The following is an 18160-nucleotide window of genomic DNA, read 5'->3' as shown; positions in this document are numbered from 1 at the left end:
AGTCAGAACAGAGCGGCATGATTAGGCATCCGGTCTGATTTCCTCGCGATAGACCACAAAACCAAAACCCGCTTTCTGAGCTTCATGTGCCGCAGAGCGAAGTATATCGTCTGACATGTGATCAGGATTGCCAGCTTCCTTGACCTTCTTGAGATTTGGATGAAGCCAGCCATTGGCATGCAGACGATCGGCAGCTCTGGATTTAGCATCTTCTCCATTCTGCCCACGAGCGAACGCTAATATCGCATGCCGCGCTCCAATTCTGAAACCGGTTTCCGCCGCTGAGATAGCTTCAAATAACAATGCAAATGTCTTTTCAGCCATCACTCCAGCTCGACCAGCAGATCCTTGGCGTCGATCTGGCTGCCGGGTTGCACGTGCACCGCCTTGATCACCGCATTGCGTTCGGCGTGGATGCCGGTTTCCATCTTCATCGCCTCGATCGTCAAGAGCAGATCGCCTGCCTTGACCTCTTTGCCGGCGACAGCCGCGACGCTGGCCACGACACCGGGCATCGGTGCGCCGATATGGCCCGGATTGCCCAGTTCCGCCTTGGGCCGCTTGACCTTGTCGGCGGCGGCAAGCCGGTTCGTCACACGGATCGTGCGGGGCTGGCCGTTGAGTTCGAAGAACACCTTGACCTCGCCATCCTCGTTCATGTCGGCCACGGCCTGCATACGGATTTCCAGCGTCTTGCCGGGGTCGATCTCGGCGGCGATTTCCTCGCCCGGTTCCATCCCGTAAAAGAAGGTGCGTGTGGGCAGGGTGCGCACAGGGCCATAGATTTCATGCCGCGCGGTGTAATCAAGAAAGACCTTGGGATACATCAGATACCCGTTCAGATCCTCGTCATCGATGATCACATCCTCGAATTTCGTCTGCAAATCCGCCTTGGTTTTCGCCAGATCCACAGGGGGCAGCGATTTGCCGGGGCGTTCGGTCTGCGCCTTTTCGCCTTTGAGGATCTTTTTCTGCAAGGCGGCAGGCCAGCCGCCCGGCGGTTGGCCCAGATTGCCGCGCATCATGTCAATCACGCTGTCGGGGAAGGACACATCCGTCTTGGGGTCTTCGACCTGCGCGCGGGTCAGGTTCTGGCTGACCATCATCAGCGCCATGTCGCCCACCACCTTGGAGGAGGGCGTGACCTTCACGATATCGCCGAACATCTGGTTCACGTCGGCATAGGTTTGTGCCACCTCGTGCCAGCGGTCCTCCAGCCCGAGCGAGCGCGCCTGCGCCTTGAGGTTGGTGAACTGGCCGCCGGGCATTTCGTGCAGATAGACCTCGGAAGCGGGCGCTTGCAGCCCCGATTCGAAGGCGGCGTAATGCGCGCGGACCTGTTCTAAATAATTGCTGATCTCGCGGATCGCCGCGATATCGAGGCCGGTGTCGCGGTCGGTGCCGCGCAACGCCTCGACAACAGAGCCAAGCGTCGGCTGCGATGTATTGCCCGAGAACGAATCCATCGCCGCATCGATGCAATCCACGCCTGCCGCTGACGCAGCCAGCACGGTGGCAATCGCCGCACCCGATGTGTCATGCGTGTGGAAATGCACAGGCAGGCCGATCTCGTCCTTGAGCGCCTTGATCAGCACGCTGGCGGCGGCGGGTTTGAGCAGCCCCGCCATGTCCTTCAGCCCCAGCACATGCGCGCCTGCGGCTTCCAGTTCCTTGGCCATGCCGATGTAGTATTTCAGGTCGTACTTGCTGCGCGCGGGGTCCAGCATGTCGCCGGTATAGCAGATCGTGCCTTCGCAGACCTTGTTCGCGGCAATCACCGCATCCATCGCGACGCGCATGTTGTCGACCCAGTTCAGGCTGTCGAACACACGGAACACATCGACACCCGATGTCGCGGCCTGTGCCACGAAGCTTTGCACCACGTTGTCGGGATAGTTGGTATAGCCCACACCGTTGGAGGCGCGCAGCAGCATCTGCGTCATGATATTGGGCATGACCGCGCGGATGTCGCGCAGGCGCTGCCACGGACATTCCTGCAAGAACCGATAGGCCACATCAAAGGTCGCACCACCCCAGCATTCAACGCTGAACAGGCCATGCATTTTCGCGGCATAGGCGGGGGCGGCGTTGATCATGTCGATCGACCGCATCCGCGTGGCCAGCAAGGACTGGTGCCCGTCGCGCATCGTCGTGTCGGTGATCAGCACCTGTTTCTGGTCGCGCATCCATTGCGCCACCGCTTCGGGGCCTTGGGCGTCGAGGATATTGCGCGTGCCGGGGGTCAGGTTGCTCGTGGGTTTGACGGGCGGGCGCGGCAGGCGGACATCGGCGGCAGGGCGGGGGCGGCCCGCCGTTTCGGGATGCCCGTTCACGGTGATATCGGCGATATAGGTCAGGATCTTCGTCGCGCGGTCGCGGCGCTTGGTGAAATTGAAGAGATCCGGCGTCTCGTCGATGAATTTGGTGTGGTATTCGTTGTTCAGGAAGGTGGGATGTTTCAGCAGGTTTTCGACAAAGGCGATATTGGTGCTGACGCCGCGGATACGGAATTCGCGCAAGGCACGGTCCATCCGCGCAATCGCCATTTCAGGCGTGGGGGCGCGGGCGGTGACCTTGGTCAGCAGGCTGTCGTAATAGCGCGTAATGACGGCGCCGGAATAGGCGGTGCCACCGTCAAGGCGGATGCCCGGACCCGTGGCGCTGCGATACATCTGGATGCGGCCGTAATCGGGGATGAAATTGTTCTGCGGATCCTCGGTCGTCACACGGCATTGCAGGGCGTGACCGTCGAGTTTCACATCATATTGCGATGCGCAGCCTGTCGCCTCGACCAGTGATTTGCCTTCGGCGATCAGGATCTGCGCGCGCACGATGTCGATGCCGGTGACTTCTTCGGTCACCGTATGTTCGACCTGCACGCGGGGGTTCACCTCGATGAAATAGAATTCACCCGAATCCATATCCATCAGGAATTCGACGGTGCCTGCACATTCGTAATTCACATGGGCGCAGATTTTCTTGCCGAGGTTGCAGATATGCTCGCGCTGCACATCGGAGAGATACGGGGCAGGGGCGCGTTCGACGACCTTTTGATTGCGGCGCTGGACCGAACAATCGCGTTCCCACAGGTGATAGATATTGCCGTGGCTGTCGCCCAATATCTGGACCTCGACGTGGCGTGCGCGCATGATCATCTTTTCGAGATAGCCTTCGCCGTTGCCGAATGCGGCCTCGGCCTCGCGCCGGCCTTCGCGGACTTTTTCCTCGAGCTCTTTTTCGTTCATGATGGGGCGCATGCCGCGTCCGCCGCCGCCCCATGACGCCTTGAGCATCAGGGGATAGCCGACCTCGGCTGCTTCCTTGCGGATGGCGTCCATGTCATCGCCCAAAACTTCGGTCGCGGGGATGACAGGCACGCCTGCGGCCATTGCGACACGGCGCGCGCTGGCCTTGTCGCCCAATTGGCGCATGGTCTCAGACCGGGGGCCGATGAAGGTGATCCCGTTCGACGTGCAGGCATCCACGAAATCGGGGTTTTCCGACAAAAGGCCATAACCCGGGTGGATCGCGTCAGCGCCCGACATCTTGGCGACGCGGATGATCTCATCGATGGACAGATAGGCGGCGACCGGCCCCATGCCTTCGCCGATGCGGTAGGCCTCGTCCGCCTTGAAGCGGTGCAGGCCCAGCTTGTCCTCTTCGGCAAAGACGGCGACGGTTTTCTTGCCCATCTCGTTGGCGGCGCGCATGATGCGGATCGCGATTTCGCCACGGTTGGCAATCAGGATTTTCTTGAAATCGGCCATTGTCGTCTCCTTCGCAGTTGCAGCATTGGTAAGCGGCAAATGGCGGGGCGTCTAGAACGTTTACGGGTTCTGGCGCAGGCAGGCAGGCAGATCTTTCAGGCTGCGCGCACCCAGTTGGCCCATGTTGGAGATCATGTCCTGCCGCAGGATATCCAGTACATGCGCCGCCCCCGGTTCGCCCAAGGCGGCAAGGCCGTAATGAAAGGCGCGTCCCAGCATCACGAAATCCGCGCCAAGGGCCAGCGCGCGCAAAATATCGAGCCCGCCTTCGATGCCACTGTCGAAGATGACGGGCAGCGTCGTGGCGGCACGGATCGCGGGCAGGGTTTCGATACTGGCGGGGCCACCGTCGAACTGGCGGCCGGCATGGGTACTGACCCAGATTGCATCGGCCCCTTCGTCAGTCAGGCGCGCGGCATCATCGGCGCGGCCGACGCCCTTGACCACAAGTGGGCCGTCCCATGCATCGCGCAGGGCCTTGAAATAATCCCAATCCGGCGAGGTCCGCAAAAGATAGCCGACATGCTGGTTGGACGGCAGCGAGCCTTTGACCTGACTATAGCTTTCCATCAGCCGCAGGCGCGGCATGCCGGTCTGCCTTATGCCCATCAGCCAAGCGGGGCAGCGCGCCGCCTGCAAGGCCAGCCGCGGCGTCAGTTTCGGCGGCTGCGTCAGCCCGCCGCGCGTCTGGCGTTCGCGGCGCGAGGCGACGGGCACGTCGACCGTCAGCACCAGCGTGTGAAAACCCGCCCCCTTGGCGCGGCTGAGGATATCGTCGCGGATCACCGGATCGCGCGGCGGATAAAGCTGGAACCAGCCTTGATCGCCGGCCGGCGGCCCCACATCCTCGGGCAATTGGCTGGCCACGGTGGACAGGGTGTAGGGGATCTTCTCGCGTGCTGCCGTGCGCGCCAGCATCTGTTCCGCCCCCGGCCAGATCAGCCCCGACATGCCCACGGGCGCGATCCCGACGGGCAAGGGATAGTCGCGCCCCAGCAGGGTGGTGGACAGATCGGGCACAAATTCGCCATGCAGGATCGAGGGATTCATCAGTACGCGATCAAGGGCGGTGCGGTTGCGCCTTTGCGTCGCCTCGACCCCCGTGGCGCTGTCGAGATATTCCCAGACGAAATGCGGAATACGTCCGCGTGCGCGGGATTTCAGGTCAGAGATCGCGGGATATCGGGCATGGGCGTTCATGCCCAGACGTTAGGGGGGATTTCCCGCCATTTGCAATGGCCGGGAGGCCTCCGGCGGGGATATTTTTGCTCGAAAGATGGGATGGAACGGAAGTAGAACAAGGCTTTTCATGGGGCCGCGTTGGCGCTATGTCTGGGGGATGAGTGATTATTCCGAAAATGACGCCTTCGAGGCGGCGGTGCCGTTGAGCCAGCGCGCGATGGCGCGGCCTGCGATGCCCTATCTGGACGGGCTGAACCCCGCACAGCGGCAGGCGGTGGAAACGCTGGACGGGCCAGTGCTGATGCTGGCGGGCGCAGGGACGGGCAAGACCAAGGCGCTGACCAGCCGGATCGCGCATCTTCTGGCGACGCGGTCGGCCCGCCCGCAAGAGGTGCTGGCCGTCACCTTTACCAACAAGGCCGCGCGCGAGATGAAGAACCGCATTTCTGCCCTGATGGGCGAGGCGGTCGAGGGGATGCCGTGGCTGGGCACGTTCCATTCGGTCAGCGCGAAACTGCTGCGCCGTCATGCCGAACTGGTGGGGCTGCAATCGAGTTTCACGATTCTCGATACCGATGATCAGTTGCGGCTGTTGAAACAGTTGGTGGTTGCATCCGACATCGACGAAAAACGCTGGCCGCCGCGGATGCTGGCGGGGATCATCGACGGCTGGAAGAACAAGGCGCTGACGCCCGACAAGGTGCCCGTTGCCGAAAGCGGGGCCTTTGATGGCAAGGGCGTGGATCTTTATGCCGCCTATCAGCGCCGTCTGATCGACCTGAACGCCGTCGATTTCGGTGACATTCTGTTGCATATGGTCACGATCTTCCAGAAACACCCCGATGTGCTGCGCCAGTACCAGACCCGGTTCCGCTATATCCTTGTGGACGAATATCAGGATACGAACGTCGCCCAGTATCTGTGGCTGCGCCTGCTCGCGGCGGGGCACAAGAACATCTGTTGCGTGGGGGACGACGACCAGTCGATCTATGGTTGGCGCGGGGCGGAAGTGGGCAATATCCTGCGGTTCGAGGCGGATTTTCCGGGCGCGCATGTGGTGCGGCTGGAAGAGAATTACCGCTCTACCCCGCATATTCTGGCTGCTGCCTCCGGCGTGATTGCCGCCAACAAGGGGCGTTTGGGCAAGACCTTGTTCACCTCTGTCAAAGAGGGTGAAAAGGTCCGCCTGATCGGCCATTGGGATGGCGAGGAAGAGGCGCGCTGGATCGGCGAGGAAATCGAGGCGAGCCAGCGCGGCACCCGTGGCATGGCGCCTTTGGGGCTTGATGCGATGGCGATTCTCGTGCGCGCCAGCCACCAGATGCGCGCGTTCGAGGACCGGTTTCTGACCATCGGCCTGCCTTACCGCGTGATCGGGGGGCCGCGATTCTATGAACGCATGGAAATCCGCGATGCGATGGCTTATTTCCGGCTGGCCGTGTCGCCCGCCGATGATCTGGCCTTCGAGCGGATCGTGAACACCCCCAAGCGCGGTTTGGGCGACAAGGCGATCCAGACGATCCAGCGCACCGCGCGCAGCAATGGCGTGTCCTTGGTCGAAGGCGCGCGGCTGGTCTGCCAAGGGCGTCTGCTGGGTGGCAAAGGGTTGAAGGAACTGACCGAACTTGTCGCAGAGCTGGACCGCTGGCACGCGCAGGTCCGCGCCGAGGCGGATACCCATGTGGAACTGGCCGAGATGATTCTGGACGAGAGCGGCTACACCGGCTTTTGGCAGAACGACAAGACGCCCGAGGCGCCCGGACGGCTTGAAAACCTCAAGGAACTGGTCAAGGCGCTGGAGAATTTCGAGAACCTGCAAGGGTTTCTCGAGCACGTCAGCCTGATCATGGACAATGAAACCGAGGAGTCTGGCGAAAAGGTCAGCATCATGACCCTGCACGCGGCCAAGGGGCTGGAATTTCCTGCCGTGTTCCTGCCGGGCTGGGAGGACGGATTGTTCCCGTCGCAACGCTCGATGGATGAAAGCGGGCTGAAAGGGCTGGAGGAAGAACGCCGCCTTGCCTATGTCGGCATCACGCGCGCGGAGGAGCTTTGCACGATTTCTTTCGCCGCCAACCGCCGCGTTTACGGCCAGTGGCAGTCGCAGATGCCGTCGCGGTTCATCGACGAATTGCCCGCTGATCATGTCGACGTGCTGACCCCGCCCGGCCTTTATGGCGGCGGTTACGGGGCGGCGGGCATGGCGGCCAGCGCGTCCCCCGCGATCATGGGGGCACTGGGGTCCGACCTGCATCAAAAGGCGCATGACGCCGATGTCTACAATTCGCCCGGCTGGCGGCGGTTGCAGGGGCGCAGCCAACAGCGCGGCATGGCCATGCCGTCCGAGGCGCGCAACATGACCATCGACGCGACCGCGGTGTCGGCCTTCAGCGTGGATGACCGGGTTTTCCACCAGAAATTCGGCTATGGGACGGTGCTCGCGATCGAAGGCGACAAGCTGGAGATCGCCTTTGACAAGGCGGGCACAAAACATGTCGTAGCACGGTTCATCGTCAGCGCCGATGCGGCTAATGATGTGCCGTTCTAAGCCACCAGCATCGGCCAGAGCGATGCGACCAGCAGCACCGCCATCGTCACGTTGAACACCCGCAACCGGCGCGCGGTGCCCAGCCAGCGGCGCACCTGCACCCCGATCCAGGCCCAGACGGTGACGGCGGGCAGGTTGGTCGCGGCGAAAATTCCCGCCACCATCAGTGACCCCACCACCAGCCCGCGGTCCTGCGGCGCATAGGCGCTGATCGCGGTGATCGCCATGAACCAGGCCTTGGGGTTGACCCATTGAAAGGCGGCGGCCTGCAGAAAAGTAAAGGGCTTGCCTGTGACCGCTTTCGCCTCTGGTGGCACGGCATTGGCGATTTTCCAAGCCAGCCACAGCATATAAGCGGCGCTCACCACTTTCAGCACGATGTTCAGCGCGGGATAGGTCAGGAACACGCCCAAAAGAACCACGCCGACCATGAACACCATGAACGCATGACCGACCGAGATACCCAGCATATGCGGCACCGTCCGGCGCAGCCCGTAATTCGCGCCAGAGGCCATCAGCATCACGTTGTTCGGCCCCGGCGTGATCGAAGAGGCAAAGGCAAAGCCCACAAGGGCGATGAGGATTTCATATGTCATCGCGCAACAATAGTGGGCGGATCGCGCAATGTAATTGCCAAGTTGCGCAAGAATGCCTTATCTGTGCAATTAATGACTCAGACTGACCCAATCAACGCGCGGATATTGCGCATCTTGTCCCGCGATGGCCGCATCAGCAACCTGCAACTGGCCGAAAAGGTCGGGCTGTCGCCCTCCGCCTGCCTGCGACGGGTGCAGGAATTGGAACGAAGTGGTGTGATCAAAGGCTATCGCGCGCGGCTCGATCCCGCGCAGACGGGTCGCGCCTATGTCGTCTATGTCGCGGTCGGGTTGTCGGAACATACCAAATCCGCGCAAACGGGTTTCGAACGCGCGATGCAAGGTGCCGATCAGGTGACCGAATGCCACAATGTCGCGGGTGCATTCGAATACATGCTGCGGGTCGAGGTCGCCGATCTGCCCGCCTACAAGGCGTTCCACACCGACATTCTGGGCACTGTGCCGCATGTCCGCTCGATCACAAGCTATATGGTCATGGGATCGCCGAAAGATACGCGGGCCTGAGCCTTTTGGCTTCTTATTTCCCAAAATACTCCGGGGTGACCCCGGACTTGATCCGGGGGTGGGGCAGCGCCCCTGCAACCGCGCATAAAAAAACGGCCATGCCCGGGAGGAGGTGGGCATGACCGTTCTTATTATCAGCGCCTCCTTGCGTCTCGGGAGGAGAAGAAGCAAGGCGCGTCCTCGCCAACTTTGCCCGGGAGGAGGTGGGCGCCGCCGGCGGTATCATCGGTTCCAACCCGGGAGGAGGTGGGCGGTTCCGAAACTTGTTTCATAAAGCGGCGGCACCCGGGAGGAGGTGGATGCCGCCGCTTTAATCATGACCCCGTGCCCTGGGAGGAGGTAAGGCGTGGGGTCTGTCAGATCTGCCTTTTCAGGGAGGAGGCGGCAGATCCGATCCTTGAATTACTTGCCGTAAGCGGCTTCAAACGCGATGTTGCGCAGTTCGGACCGCGACAGGCCCAGATCGGCCAGGTCCCGGTTCGACAACGATTGCAATTCGCGCAGCGTTGTCAGATACACTTTGCGCTTTGCCATCTTGTCCGACAGGTTGGCCCGCAAACCGGCGAAGCGGTCTGCGAAAGGCATGTTTGCTGGAAGGGTGATGTTGAAAGCTGTCATATTACGTCTCGTCTATCTCTTTGGTCGCGGCAGGTTTGCCGTTCGCTTGTGACCATCATGTAAGATAATGCTGCACTTGCACAATGGCCGATCGGTCAATGCTGCTATGCAGAAAATGCATAAGTTATGCTGACCTAATGTCATCTGTCTGTTGCAATTTTAGGCAGGTCACGCCGCAGACTTGCGTATTGCCCAAAACGTGCCAGAAGTTGACGGAAAAACAGGCGCAATTGAAAAAGGAGCCGTCCTTATGGCTGTAACCCGAGAAGATATTCTGACCGCGCTGGCCCGCATCGCGCTGCCGGAGGGTGGAGATCTTGTCGCGCGCGACATGATCCGCGCCTTGCGGATCGATGGCGACAAGGTCAGTTTCGTGATCGAGGCCGAAACCCCTGCCGAAGCCGCGCGCATGGACGGCCTGCGCCGCGCAGCCGAACAGATCGTGCAGGCCTTGCCCGGTGTCGACAGCGTATCGGCTGTGCTGACAGCGCATGGCCCCGCGCCCAAACCGGCCGAGCCGCCCTCGCTCAAGATCGGGCGGCACCCGACGCCGCAGGCTGGCCCCGCGAAGGTCAGCGGCGTGGACCGCATCCTTGCCATCGGATCGGGCAAGGGCGGGGTGGGCAAATCGACGGTGTCATCCAACCTTGCAGTGGCGCTCGCGCGGCAGGGGCGGCGGGTCGGTCTGCTCGACGCCGATATCTATGGCCCCAGCCAGCCGCGCATGATGGGTGTGAACAAACGCCCCGGCAGTCCTGACGGCAAGACCATCATCCCGCTGCAGGCGCATGGCGTGACGATGATGTCGATTGGCCTGATGATGGACCCCGACAAGGCGGTCGTCTGGCGCGGCCCTATGCTGATGGGCGCGCTGCAGCAGATGCTGGGGCAGGTGGCCTGGGGCGAACTGGACGTGCTGATCGTCGATCTGCCCCCCGGCACCGGCGATGTGCAACTGACCTTGTGTCAGCGCACCGAACTGACGGGGGCCATCGTGGTCAGCACGCCGCAGGATGTGGCCTTGCTCGATGCGCGCAAGGCGCTCGATATGTTCAAGACGCTGAATACGCCCGTTCTTGGCCTGATCGAGAATATGTCCACCTATATCTGTCCCAATTGCGGGCACGAGGCGCATATCTTCGGCCATGGCGGCGTCGCGCTGGAGGCCGACAAGATCGGCGTGCCCTTCCTTGGCGCGCTGCCCATTGATCTGGATACGCGGCTGGCGGGCGATGCGGGCACACCGATTGCCGCCGGATCCTCCCCCATGGCCGAGGCTTACGCGACCATCGCGCGCCGTCTGGTCGCGGGCGGGATGGCGTGATCACGATCAGGCTGGCGACCGAGGCGGATTTCGACGCCCTCTGGCCGATCCTGCACGATGTGTTCCGCGCAGGCACGACCTATGCCGTCGATCCCGCGATCACCCGCGAGGCCGCTTTCGCCTATTGGATGCAGCAGCCCGCCGCGACCTATGTGGCGGTGGCGGGCGATGCGGTGCTTGGCACATATTATATCCGCACCAACCAGCCCGGCGGCGGCGCGCATATCTGCAACTGCGGCTATATTGTCGCCCCAGCCGCGCGCGGGCAGGGGCTTGCCGCGCAGATGTGCCTGCACAGCCAGGATCAGGCCCGCGCGATGGGGTATCTCGCGATGCAGTTCAATTTCGTGCTGGCCAGCAACGCGGGCGCGGTCCGCCTGTGGCACCGCCTTGGCTTTGCGACCGTCGGCACCATCCCCGATGCCTTCCTGCATCCCGATCTTGGCTATGTCGCCGCCCATGTGATGCACAAACGGCTGACTGTCCCTGCCTGATCGGGAATTCATGGAATCGATCACGTATCCGAATCATTTGCGTGATGATTCCGTGAGGTCGACGTCCGTTCCTGCGCCACGACCTGCTTAAACCGGGGCGGAACCGCGGAAAGTTGCAGATTTTCTGCATCACGCAGGGTTTCTTTTTCTTTACCCTATTTGGTGGCTTTCGACGCAACTACCGCAACATATGCGCAAAGTGCGTCCTCGGGCACTGCCAGGCCGTGTCGCTACCGCGCGGTCTGCCCATCAAATTCCATGAAATCCCAGAAAACTGTTGATCGGCGCATCGCGCGATGGCACAACAGGCGCACGGTGATGACGGACACGACTTCAAAGGGGCATCTCAAGAACCCCGACCGGCAAAAGCAGGTTTCATACAGGCTTCGGCATCACCTCAAAAACGATCCGGCGCGTGAGCGAGCAGACATCCCCCCAGGTGGCACGCGCAGTCGGACTTTCCCAGAAATGGGACGAGGGCGGCGGATTGTGCAGTGGCAGCAGCACAATCCGCCGTTTTCACATCCGGGCCCCGGTCCGGCGGACAGTGAAGGCAGAGGGCAGTGGATCTGAGTTTTACCGGCGAACACACCCAAAAGGTGGACAGCAAGGGGCGCATGTCGATCCCGGCTGATTTTCGTCGCGTGCTCGAGACCGGCGATCCCGAATGGACCCCCGACCGCACCCCCCGCATGTATCTTTTGTATGGCGAGCATCTGAAGAACCAGCTGCACGGCTATACCGTTGCAGAATTCAACAAGGTCGTGGCCCAGATCAACGCGCTGCCGCGCGGGTCGGAACGCAAGCAGATCCTGTCGCGCCTGATCATCGGCCAGTCGATCCGTCTGGACGTGGACAAGGATGGGCGCACCGTCATGCCGATCAGGCAGCGTCAGAAACTCGGGATCACCGATGGCGAAGTGACCTTCAGCGGCCTTGGCGACCATTTCGAAATCTGGAAGGCTGACCGCTATGACAGCGACGTGTCCGGCGTGATGGCGGCCTATCTGGCGGACAAGCCCGAAGGCTATGATCCGCTGATCCTGCTGGACGGGTAGGCGCCGCCATGTCCGCTGCCGCAGATCAAACCCCGCACATTCCCGTCCTGATCCGGCCCTTGATCGGGGCGGTCAGCCCTGTGACGGGTGTCTGGCTGGATGGCACCTTCGGCAACGGCGGCTATACCCGCGCGCTGCTCGCGGCGGGTGCGGACAAGGTGATCGCGGTGGACCGTGACCCGCTGGCGTTCGAGATGGCCGCAGGATGGGTCGCGGATTACGGCGACCGGATCGTGATGCAGGAAGGCGTGTTTTCGCAGCTTGATACCTATGCGCAGGACCTTGACGGCGTGGTGCTGGACCTTGGCGTCAGTTCCATGCAGCTTGATCTGGCGGAACGCGGCTTTTCGTTCATGCGCGACGGGCCGCTTGATATGCGGATGTCGCAATCGGGCCTGTCTGCCGCTGATTTGTGCAATGACGCGGACGAGGCCGAACTGGCCGATATCATCTATCTTTACGGCGAAGAACGCGCGTCCCGGCGCATCGCCAAGGCGATTGTCGCAGCCCGTCCGCTGACGACGACAGGGCAGTTGGCCAAGATCGTCGAAAGCTGCCTGCCGCGCGCCAAGCCGAACCAGTCGCATCCCGCCACGCGGACCTTTCAGGCGCTGCGGATCGCGGTGAACAACGAATACGGCGAACTGGCCGAAGGGCTGATGGCCGCCGAACGCGCGCTCAAACCGGGCGGGCAACTGGCGGTCGTGACCTTTCATTCGGTCGAGGACCGGATGGTCAAACGGTTTCTGCAAGCACGGTCGGGCAACAACGCCAATGCCAACCGCTATGCGCCGGAAACCGAACAGATCACACCCGCCTTTCGCATCGAAAAGCGCAAGGCGATCGGGCCGGACGATCAGGAACTGGCCGAAAATCCGCGGTCGCGGTCAGCCAAGCTGCGGGTCGCGATCCGCACTGAGGCTCCGGCGCAAAGCCTCGATCCGGCCGATCTGGGCATGCCGATGATGCGCAAGAAGGGGGGCCGCTGATGCGGAGTTTTCTGTTTGTATTCGCAGCACTTGCCGTGATCGGGCTGGCCTTCTGGGCCTATCAGGAAAACTACACCACGCAGGCCGCCGTCCGCGAGGCGCGCGAACTCTACACCGAAATCGGTGCCGCCCATGACCGGTTGCAGATGCTGCGCGCGGAATGGGCCTATCTGAATCGGCCCGACAGGCTTGCCGATCTTGCCGATCTGAATTTTGACCGGCTCGGCCTGCTGCCGCTGCGGCCAGAGGCGTTCGGGCAGGTCAACCAGATCATTTATCCTATTCCGCCGATCCTGCCGATCACCGACCCGATCGAATTGTCCAGCGACATGATCGACCTTGCAGAGGACCCATTGTGATGCGCACGCCGCTGCGGCCGTTGGCCCGTATCCTCAAGGCCCGCGAAAAGGGCGAAAACCCCGATGTGATCGAGGCTGAAAACCGTGCCCGCCGCCATGCCGCCGAACAGGACAAGGCCCGCAGCCGCGCCGAAGGCCGTTTGCTGCTGCTGGGTCTGATGTTCTTTTGCGCCTTTATCGTGATCGGCGGGCGGATGGGCACGCTGGCGTCCTCGGTCCCCGAAGAACCGCGCGCCGCTGCCGAAGGGAATCCAATTATCGGCCAGCGCGCCGATATCGTGGACCGCAACGGGCGCTTGTTTGCCACCAATCTTGATACATTCTCGCTTTATGCGCATCCGCGCCAGATGATCGACCCCGCGCGCACTGCCAGCCAGCTTGCCGCGATCTTTCCCGAAATGGATGCCGAAAAGCTCTTGGCCGATTTCACCGGACAGCGCCGTTTCCTGTGGCTGCGCCGCCAGCTCAGCCCCGAGCAGATGCAGGCCGTGCATGACATCGGCAGCCCCGGCCTGTTGTTCGGCCCGCGCGAAATGCGGCTTTATCCCAACGGATCATTGGCCGCGCATATCCTTGGCGGTGCCCGCTATGGCCGCGAAGGCGTGTCCAGCGCCGAGGTGATCGGCGTGGCCGGCGTGGAACGCCAGTTCGACACCTTCCTGCGCGATCCGGCCAACGAAGGCGCGCCGCTGCAACTGTCGATCGACCTGTCGATTCAGGCGGCAACCGAACAAGTGCTGGCGGGCGGCATGGCGCTGATGAACGCCAAGGGGGCCACGGCGGTCCTGATGGATATCCATTCGGGCGAGATTATCGCGATGGCCTCCTTGCCTGATTTCGACCCCAACAACCGCCCGCAGGTCGCCACGACCGGCGATCAGTCCGACAGTCCGTTGTTCAACCGCGCGGTGCAGGGCGTGTACGAACTGGGGTCGGTGTTCAAGATCTTTGCAGTCGCACAGGCCATGGAACTGGGTCTGGTCAACGCCAATACGATGATCGACACCACCAACCCGCTGACATGGGGTCGTTTCCGCATTCGCGATTTCCGCAACTATGGCCCCGAGAACAGCGTCACGAACGTGATCGTGAAATCCTCCAACGTCGGTACAGCGCGTATCGCAATGCAGATCGGCGCGGAACGGCAGCGTGATTTTCTGGGGCAGTTGGGCCTGTTGCAGCCCACCCCGGTCGAATTGATCGAAGCGCCGACCGGCGCACCCCTGCTGCCGCGCAACTGGTCCGAGATTTCGACCATGACGATTTCCTATGGTCACGGCCTGTCGTCGTCGCCCTTGCATCTGGCCGCGGCCTATGCGGCCATGGTCAATGGCGGCACCAGGGTCGAACCGACGCTGCTGCACAACCCCGATCCGCAACCGGGCCCCCGCGTGATCAGCCAGGCTGTCAGCCGGTCGGTCGTCGGCATGCTACGTGCGACCGTGACCGAAGGGACCGCATCCATGGGTGACGTCCTTGGCTATGAGGTCGGTGGCAAGACCGGCACTGCCGACAAACCGCGCGCGGCGGGCGGCGGCTATTATGAAGACAAGGTCATTTCGACCTTTGCGTCGGTGTTTCCGGCCAGCAATCCGCAATATGTGCTGATCGTCACGCTGGATGAGCCCGTCGAAACCTCGGGTGTCGAACCGCGCCGCACGGCGGGCTGGACAACCGTGCCAGTGGCCGCCGAAATCATCCGCCGGACAGCGCCTTTGCTGGGCCTCAGGCCACACGTGGACATGGGCGATCCTGTCGGTGTAACACTCACCTCGAACTAGGGGGTTGTTGCGATGAAGACACTGACGGCGCTGGGATTGACGGCAGCGCAGGGGCGCGATGCGACCATTACATCCCTTGCCGTGGATAGCCGCGACGTGACCAAGGGCAGCCTGTTCGCGGCTTTGCCGGGGGCAAAGGTCCATGGTGCGGAATTCATCCAATACGCCCTGCGCATGGGCGCTGCCGCCGTGCTGACCGATGCCGCCGGTGCGCGGATCGCCGCCGATGTGTTGGGCGCAAGCGACGCCGCGCTGATCGTCGCCGAAGACCCGCGCCAGACGCTGGCGCAGACGGCCTCGCTCTGGTTCGGGGCGCATCCGGGCACGGTCGTTGCGGTGACGGGGACCAATGGCAAGACATCGGTGTCCAGCTTTTGTCGCCAGATCTGGGAAGACATGGGGCTGGCGGGCGTCAACCTTGGCACCACCGGCGTCGAGGGCGCTTGGGCCTATCCGCTCAAGCATACGACGCCGGAACCCATCACCCTTCACCGCGTTCTGGCCGAGGCTGTGGCGCATGGCGTCACCCATGTCGCGATGGAGGCCTCATCGCATGGGCTGGACCAGCGCCGCCTGGATGGCGTGGTGCTGGCGGCGGCGGGTTTCACCAATTTCACGCAGGACCATCTGGATTATCACGGCACGTTCGAGGCCTATTTCGCGGCCAAGATGGGCCTTTTCACCCGCGTGCTGGCCGAGGATAGCGTGGCCGTCGTCAATCTGGACGATCCCAAGGGGCCAGTCGTTGCCGCGATCTGCACCAAGCGCGGGCAAGAGGTGATCGGCGTCGGGCGCAGCGATGATGCCCGCCTGCGTCTGACCGGACAGCGGTTCGATGCGACGGGGCAGGACCTTTTGTTCACATGGCAGGGCCGTCCGCATCACGCACGCCTTGCGCTGATCGGTGGTTTTCAGGCCGAAAACGTGCTGCTTGCTGCCGGATTGGTGATCGCCGCAGGGGCCGATCCGCTGGATGTGTTCGCAGCACTTCCCCAGCTTGGCACCGTGCGGGGTCGGATGGAACTCGCCGCGACGCGCGGGAACGGTGCGGCGGTCTTTGTCGATTTCGCCCATACGCCCGATGCCGTGGAAACCGCGCTGAAAGCTTTGCGCCCGCATGTCATGGGCCGGATCGTGGCGATCATCGGCGCAGGCGGCGACCGCGACCGCGCGAAACGCCCGCTGATGGGCGAGGCGGCGGCGAAATTCGCGGATTCGGTGATCGTGACCGACGACAATCCGCGGTCCGAGGACCCCGCCAGCATCCGTGTCGCCGTTCTGGCGGGTGCGCAGGGTTGTGACAGCCTGTCCGAGGTCGCTGACCGTGCCGAGGCGATCTTGCGCGGTATCGACATGCTGCAACCGGGTGACGCGCTGCTGATCGCGGGCAAAGGCCATGAAAGCGGGCAGATCATCGGGGATACGGTGATGCCGTTTGACGATGTGGAACAGGCCAGCGTCGCCGTCGCGGCGCTGGAGGGGCGGATATGACTGCGCTGTGGACCACTGCCGATGCGGTTGCCGCAACAGGTGGCGCCGCACAGGGTGACTGGACTGCGACAGGCGTGTCGATCGACACCCGCAGTTTACAACCGGGCGATCTGTTCGTGGCACTGACGGATGTGCGCGACGGGCATGATTTCGTCGCTATGGCGCTGGAAAAAGGGGCTGCCGCCGCACTCGTCAGCCACCGCCCCGCAGGTGTCGCACCCGATGCGCCCTTGCTGGTCGTGCCTGACGTGCTGAGAGGGCTGGAGGCGCTGGGCATCGCCGCGCGTGCCCGCAGCACGGCCCGTATTGCCGCGATCACCGGATCGGTGGGCAAGACCTCGACCAAGGAAATGCTGCGTACCGTGCTGAGCCGCCAAGGCAAATGCCACGCCGCCGAGGCGTCGTACAACAACCATTGGGGCGTGCCGTTGACGCTGGCGCGGATGCCTGCCGATGCCGATTTCGCCGTGATCGAGATCGGGATGAGCAATCCGGGCGAGATCACACCCCTGTCGCGCATGGCGCGTCCCCATGTGGCGATGGTCACGACCGTGGCGGCGGCGCATCTGGCGTCTTTCGAAAGCCTTGCGGGGATCGCGGCGGAAAAGGCCACGATCGTCGACGGGCTGGAGCCGGGCGGCATCGCAGTGCTGAACGGAGATGTCGAGACAACGGCGATCTTGCAGGACCACGCCCGCGAGATCGGCGCGCAGATCGTGCTGTTCGGTGAAGGTGCTGGCGAATGGCGGGTCAATGATCTGCGCATCTCTCAGGATGTGACCGTCATCAGCGCAGCATCGCCGGGGCATGACTACCTGTTCAAACTCTCGGTGCCGGGGCGGCATTTCGGGCTGAACGCGGTGGGCGTGCTGGCCGTGGTCGCGGCCCTTGGGGCGGACCCTGTCGCAGCCTCGCTTGATCTGGCACTTTGGGTGCCGCCAGCGGGGCGCGGCACGCGCGAGATCATCCAGTTGGATGCGGCCAATGAATTCGAAACGCTTGACCTGATGGATGATGCGTTCAATGCCAACCCCACGTCACTTGCCGCCGCGCTAGAAGTCATCGCGGCAGGCCAGCCGCGCGACGGGGTGGGGCGGATCGTCAAGGGACGGCGGATCGCCATTCTGGGCGACATGCTCGAACTGGGGGCTGACGAGATCGCGATGCATGTCGGCATGGCGCAGAACCCGCATCTACAACAGCTTGACCTGATCCATTGCGCAGGCCCCCTGATGCGGCATCTGTGGGAGGCTTTGCCGCAGGGCAAGCGCGGGCAATGGGCCGCGACGGCGGCTGAACTGGCCGCACAGGCGGCGCGCCTGGTGGATACCGGCGATGTGGTGCTGGTGAAGGGATCAAAAGGCAGCAAAGTGTCGCTGGTCGTTGACGCGATCCGCAAACTCGGGCATCGCCGCGTTTACGAATAAC

The 18160-nt window shown here is 62.7% G+C and carries 15 protein-coding genes; 10 read left to right on the top strand and 5 right to left on the bottom strand.

Going from position 1 to position 18160, the window contains the following annotated elements:
• Positions 1–21: 21 nt before the first annotated feature.
• The 3 genes from H147_RS0104130 to H147_RS0104120 are packed head-to-tail and all read right to left on the bottom strand — an operon-like array spanning position 22 to position 4967.
• Positions 22–324 (bottom strand): hypothetical protein, encoded by a 303-nt coding sequence (locus tag H147_RS0104130; protein WP_162561625.1) that lies wholly within the window; start codon positions 322–324, stop codon positions 22–24.
• Complete coding sequence (gene pyc / locus H147_RS0104125) at positions 324–3767, bottom strand: pyruvate carboxylase (RefSeq protein ID WP_019954081.1); 3444 nt, start codon at positions 3765–3767, stop codon at positions 324–326. Before pyc ends, H147_RS0104130 begins: the two co-directional genes overlap by 1 nt.
• Before the next feature lie 60 nt (positions 3768–3827).
• The gene (locus tag H147_RS0104120) at positions 3828–4967 is read right to left on the bottom strand and encodes an alpha-hydroxy acid oxidase (RefSeq protein WP_019954080.1); all 1140 of its coding nucleotides are present in this window, start codon (positions 4965–4967) and stop codon (positions 3828–3830) included.
• 139 nt (positions 4968–5106) lie between these two features.
• Between H147_RS0104120 and H147_RS0104115 the strand changes: the two genes are divergently transcribed.
• Positions 5107–7497 (top strand): ATP-dependent helicase, encoded by a 2391-nt coding sequence (locus tag H147_RS0104115; RefSeq protein ID WP_026352239.1) that lies wholly within the window; start codon positions 5107–5109, stop codon positions 7495–7497.
• Here H147_RS0104115 and H147_RS0104110 read toward each other — a convergent pair.
• Positions 7494–8093, bottom strand: coding sequence for a LysE family translocator (locus H147_RS0104110; protein WP_019954078.1), 600 nt, complete (start codon positions 8091–8093; stop codon positions 7494–7496). The two genes, H147_RS0104115 and H147_RS0104110, sit on opposite strands and share 4 nt — an antisense overlap.
• A gap of 72 nt (positions 8094–8165) precedes the next feature.
• Between H147_RS0104110 and H147_RS0104105 the strand changes: the two genes are divergently transcribed.
• On the top strand, positions 8166–8618 hold the full coding sequence (locus H147_RS0104105; protein ID WP_019954077.1) for an Lrp/AsnC family transcriptional regulator: 453 nt from the start codon (positions 8166–8168) through the stop codon (positions 8616–8618).
• Between the two features lie 402 nt (positions 8619–9020).
• Here H147_RS0104105 and H147_RS0104100 read toward each other — a convergent pair whose 3' ends face one another.
• The gene (locus tag H147_RS0104100; RefSeq protein ID WP_245541097.1) at positions 9021–9203 is read right to left on the bottom strand and encodes a DUF1127 domain-containing protein; all 183 of its coding nucleotides are present in this window, start codon (positions 9201–9203) and stop codon (positions 9021–9023) included.
• A gap of 283 nt (positions 9204–9486) precedes the next feature.
• Here H147_RS0104100 and H147_RS0104095 point away from each other — a divergent pair, with 283 nt between their 5' ends.
• The 8 genes from H147_RS0104095 to H147_RS0104060 all read left to right on the top strand — a co-directional run bounded on the left by H147_RS0104095 (position 9487) and on the right by H147_RS0104060 (position 18159).
• A complete protein-coding gene (locus H147_RS0104095; protein ID WP_019954075.1) occupies positions 9487–10560 on the top strand; it encodes an Mrp/NBP35 family ATP-binding protein in 1074 nt (357 codons plus the stop codon).
• Positions 10557–11054: a GNAT family N-acetyltransferase gene (locus H147_RS0104090; protein WP_019954074.1), complete on the top strand. Its 498-nt coding sequence runs from the start codon at positions 10557–10559 to the stop codon at positions 11052–11054. The genes H147_RS0104095 and H147_RS0104090 overlap by 4 nt, the downstream gene beginning before the upstream one ends.
• Before the next feature lie 563 nt (positions 11055–11617).
• Entirely contained in the window at positions 11618–12112 is a 495-nt protein-coding gene (locus H147_RS0104085) for a division/cell wall cluster transcriptional repressor MraZ (RefSeq protein ID WP_043699328.1), read from the top strand.
• Between the two features lie 8 nt (positions 12113–12120).
• The gene (rsmH, locus tag H147_RS0104080) at positions 12121–13101 is read left to right on the top strand and encodes a 16S rRNA (cytosine(1402)-N(4))-methyltransferase RsmH (protein ID WP_019954072.1); all 981 of its coding nucleotides are present in this window, start codon (positions 12121–12123) and stop codon (positions 13099–13101) included.
• Positions 13101–13460 carry a cell division protein FtsL gene (ftsL, locus tag H147_RS0104075; RefSeq protein WP_019954071.1) on the top strand — a complete coding sequence of 120 codons (360 nt, stop codon included), beginning with the start codon at positions 13101–13103 and terminating at the stop codon, positions 13458–13460. Before rsmH ends, ftsL begins: the two co-directional genes overlap by 1 nt.
• Positions 13460–15241 carry a peptidoglycan D,D-transpeptidase FtsI family protein gene (locus H147_RS0104070; RefSeq protein ID WP_019954070.1) on the top strand — a complete coding sequence of 594 codons (1782 nt, stop codon included), beginning with the start codon at positions 13460–13462 and terminating at the stop codon, positions 15239–15241. The genes ftsL and H147_RS0104070 overlap by 1 nt, the downstream gene beginning before the upstream one ends.
• A 12-nt stretch (positions 15242–15253) precedes the next feature.
• The gene (locus tag H147_RS0104065; RefSeq protein ID WP_019954069.1) at positions 15254–16732 is read left to right on the top strand and encodes a UDP-N-acetylmuramoyl-L-alanyl-D-glutamate--2,6-diaminopimelate ligase; all 1479 of its coding nucleotides are present in this window, start codon (positions 15254–15256) and stop codon (positions 16730–16732) included.
• Positions 16729–18159 (top strand): UDP-N-acetylmuramoyl-tripeptide--D-alanyl-D-alanine ligase, encoded by a 1431-nt coding sequence (locus H147_RS0104060; protein WP_019954068.1) that lies wholly within the window; start codon positions 16729–16731, stop codon positions 18157–18159. The genes H147_RS0104065 and H147_RS0104060 overlap by 4 nt, the downstream gene beginning before the upstream one ends.
• Position 18160: the final 1 nt, after the last annotated feature.

Origin of the sequence: Yoonia vestfoldensis DSM 16212, from assembly GCF_000382265.1 — a bacterium.
GTDB classification, from domain to species: Bacteria; Pseudomonadota; Alphaproteobacteria; order Rhodobacterales; family Rhodobacteraceae; genus Yoonia; species Yoonia vestfoldensis.
Note: the sequence above shows the minus strand (reverse complement) of the source record. Positions and strands in the feature narration are given on the sequence as shown.

What these genes read in the sequence shown, in the direction of transcription:
- H147_RS0104095 (WP_019954075.1), top strand. Translation starts at nt 9,487, where the DNA reads ATGGCTGTAACCCGAGAAGATATTCTGACCGCGCTGGCCCGCATCGCG.
- H147_RS0104115 (WP_026352239.1), top strand. Translation starts at nt 5,107, where the DNA reads ATGAGTGATTATTCCGAAAATGACGCCTTCGAGGCGGCGGTGCCGTTG.
- H147_RS0104110 (WP_019954078.1), bottom strand. Translation starts at nt 8,093, where the DNA reads ATGACATATGAAATCCTCATCGCCCTTGTGGGCTTTGCCTTTGCCTCT.
- H147_RS0104120 (WP_019954080.1), bottom strand. Translation starts at nt 4,967, where the DNA reads ATGAACGCCCATGCCCGATATCCCGCGATCTCTGACCTGAAATCCCGC.
- H147_RS0104105 (WP_019954077.1), top strand. Translation starts at nt 8,166, where the DNA reads ATGACTCAGACTGACCCAATCAACGCGCGGATATTGCGCATCTTGTCC.
- H147_RS0104100 (WP_245541097.1), bottom strand. Translation starts at nt 9,203, where the DNA reads ATGCCTTTCGCAGACCGCTTCGCCGGTTTGCGGGCCAACCTGTCGGAC.
- rsmH (WP_019954072.1), top strand. Translation starts at nt 12,121, where the DNA reads ATGTCCGCTGCCGCAGATCAAACCCCGCACATTCCCGTCCTGATCCGG.
- H147_RS0104070 (WP_019954070.1), top strand. Translation starts at nt 13,460, where the DNA reads ATGCGCACGCCGCTGCGGCCGTTGGCCCGTATCCTCAAGGCCCGCGAA.
- H147_RS0104060 (WP_019954068.1), top strand. Translation starts at nt 16,729, where the DNA reads ATGACTGCGCTGTGGACCACTGCCGATGCGGTTGCCGCAACAGGTGGC.
- H147_RS0104065 (WP_019954069.1), top strand. Translation starts at nt 15,254, where the DNA reads ATGAAGACACTGACGGCGCTGGGATTGACGGCAGCGCAGGGGCGCGAT.
- H147_RS0104130 (WP_162561625.1), bottom strand. Translation starts at nt 324, where the DNA reads ATGGCTGAAAAGACATTTGCATTGTTATTTGAAGCTATCTCAGCGGCG.
- pyc (WP_019954081.1), bottom strand. Translation starts at nt 3,767, where the DNA reads ATGGCCGATTTCAAGAAAATCCTGATTGCCAACCGTGGCGAAATCGCG.
- ftsL (WP_019954071.1), top strand. Translation starts at nt 13,101, where the DNA reads ATGCGGAGTTTTCTGTTTGTATTCGCAGCACTTGCCGTGATCGGGCTG.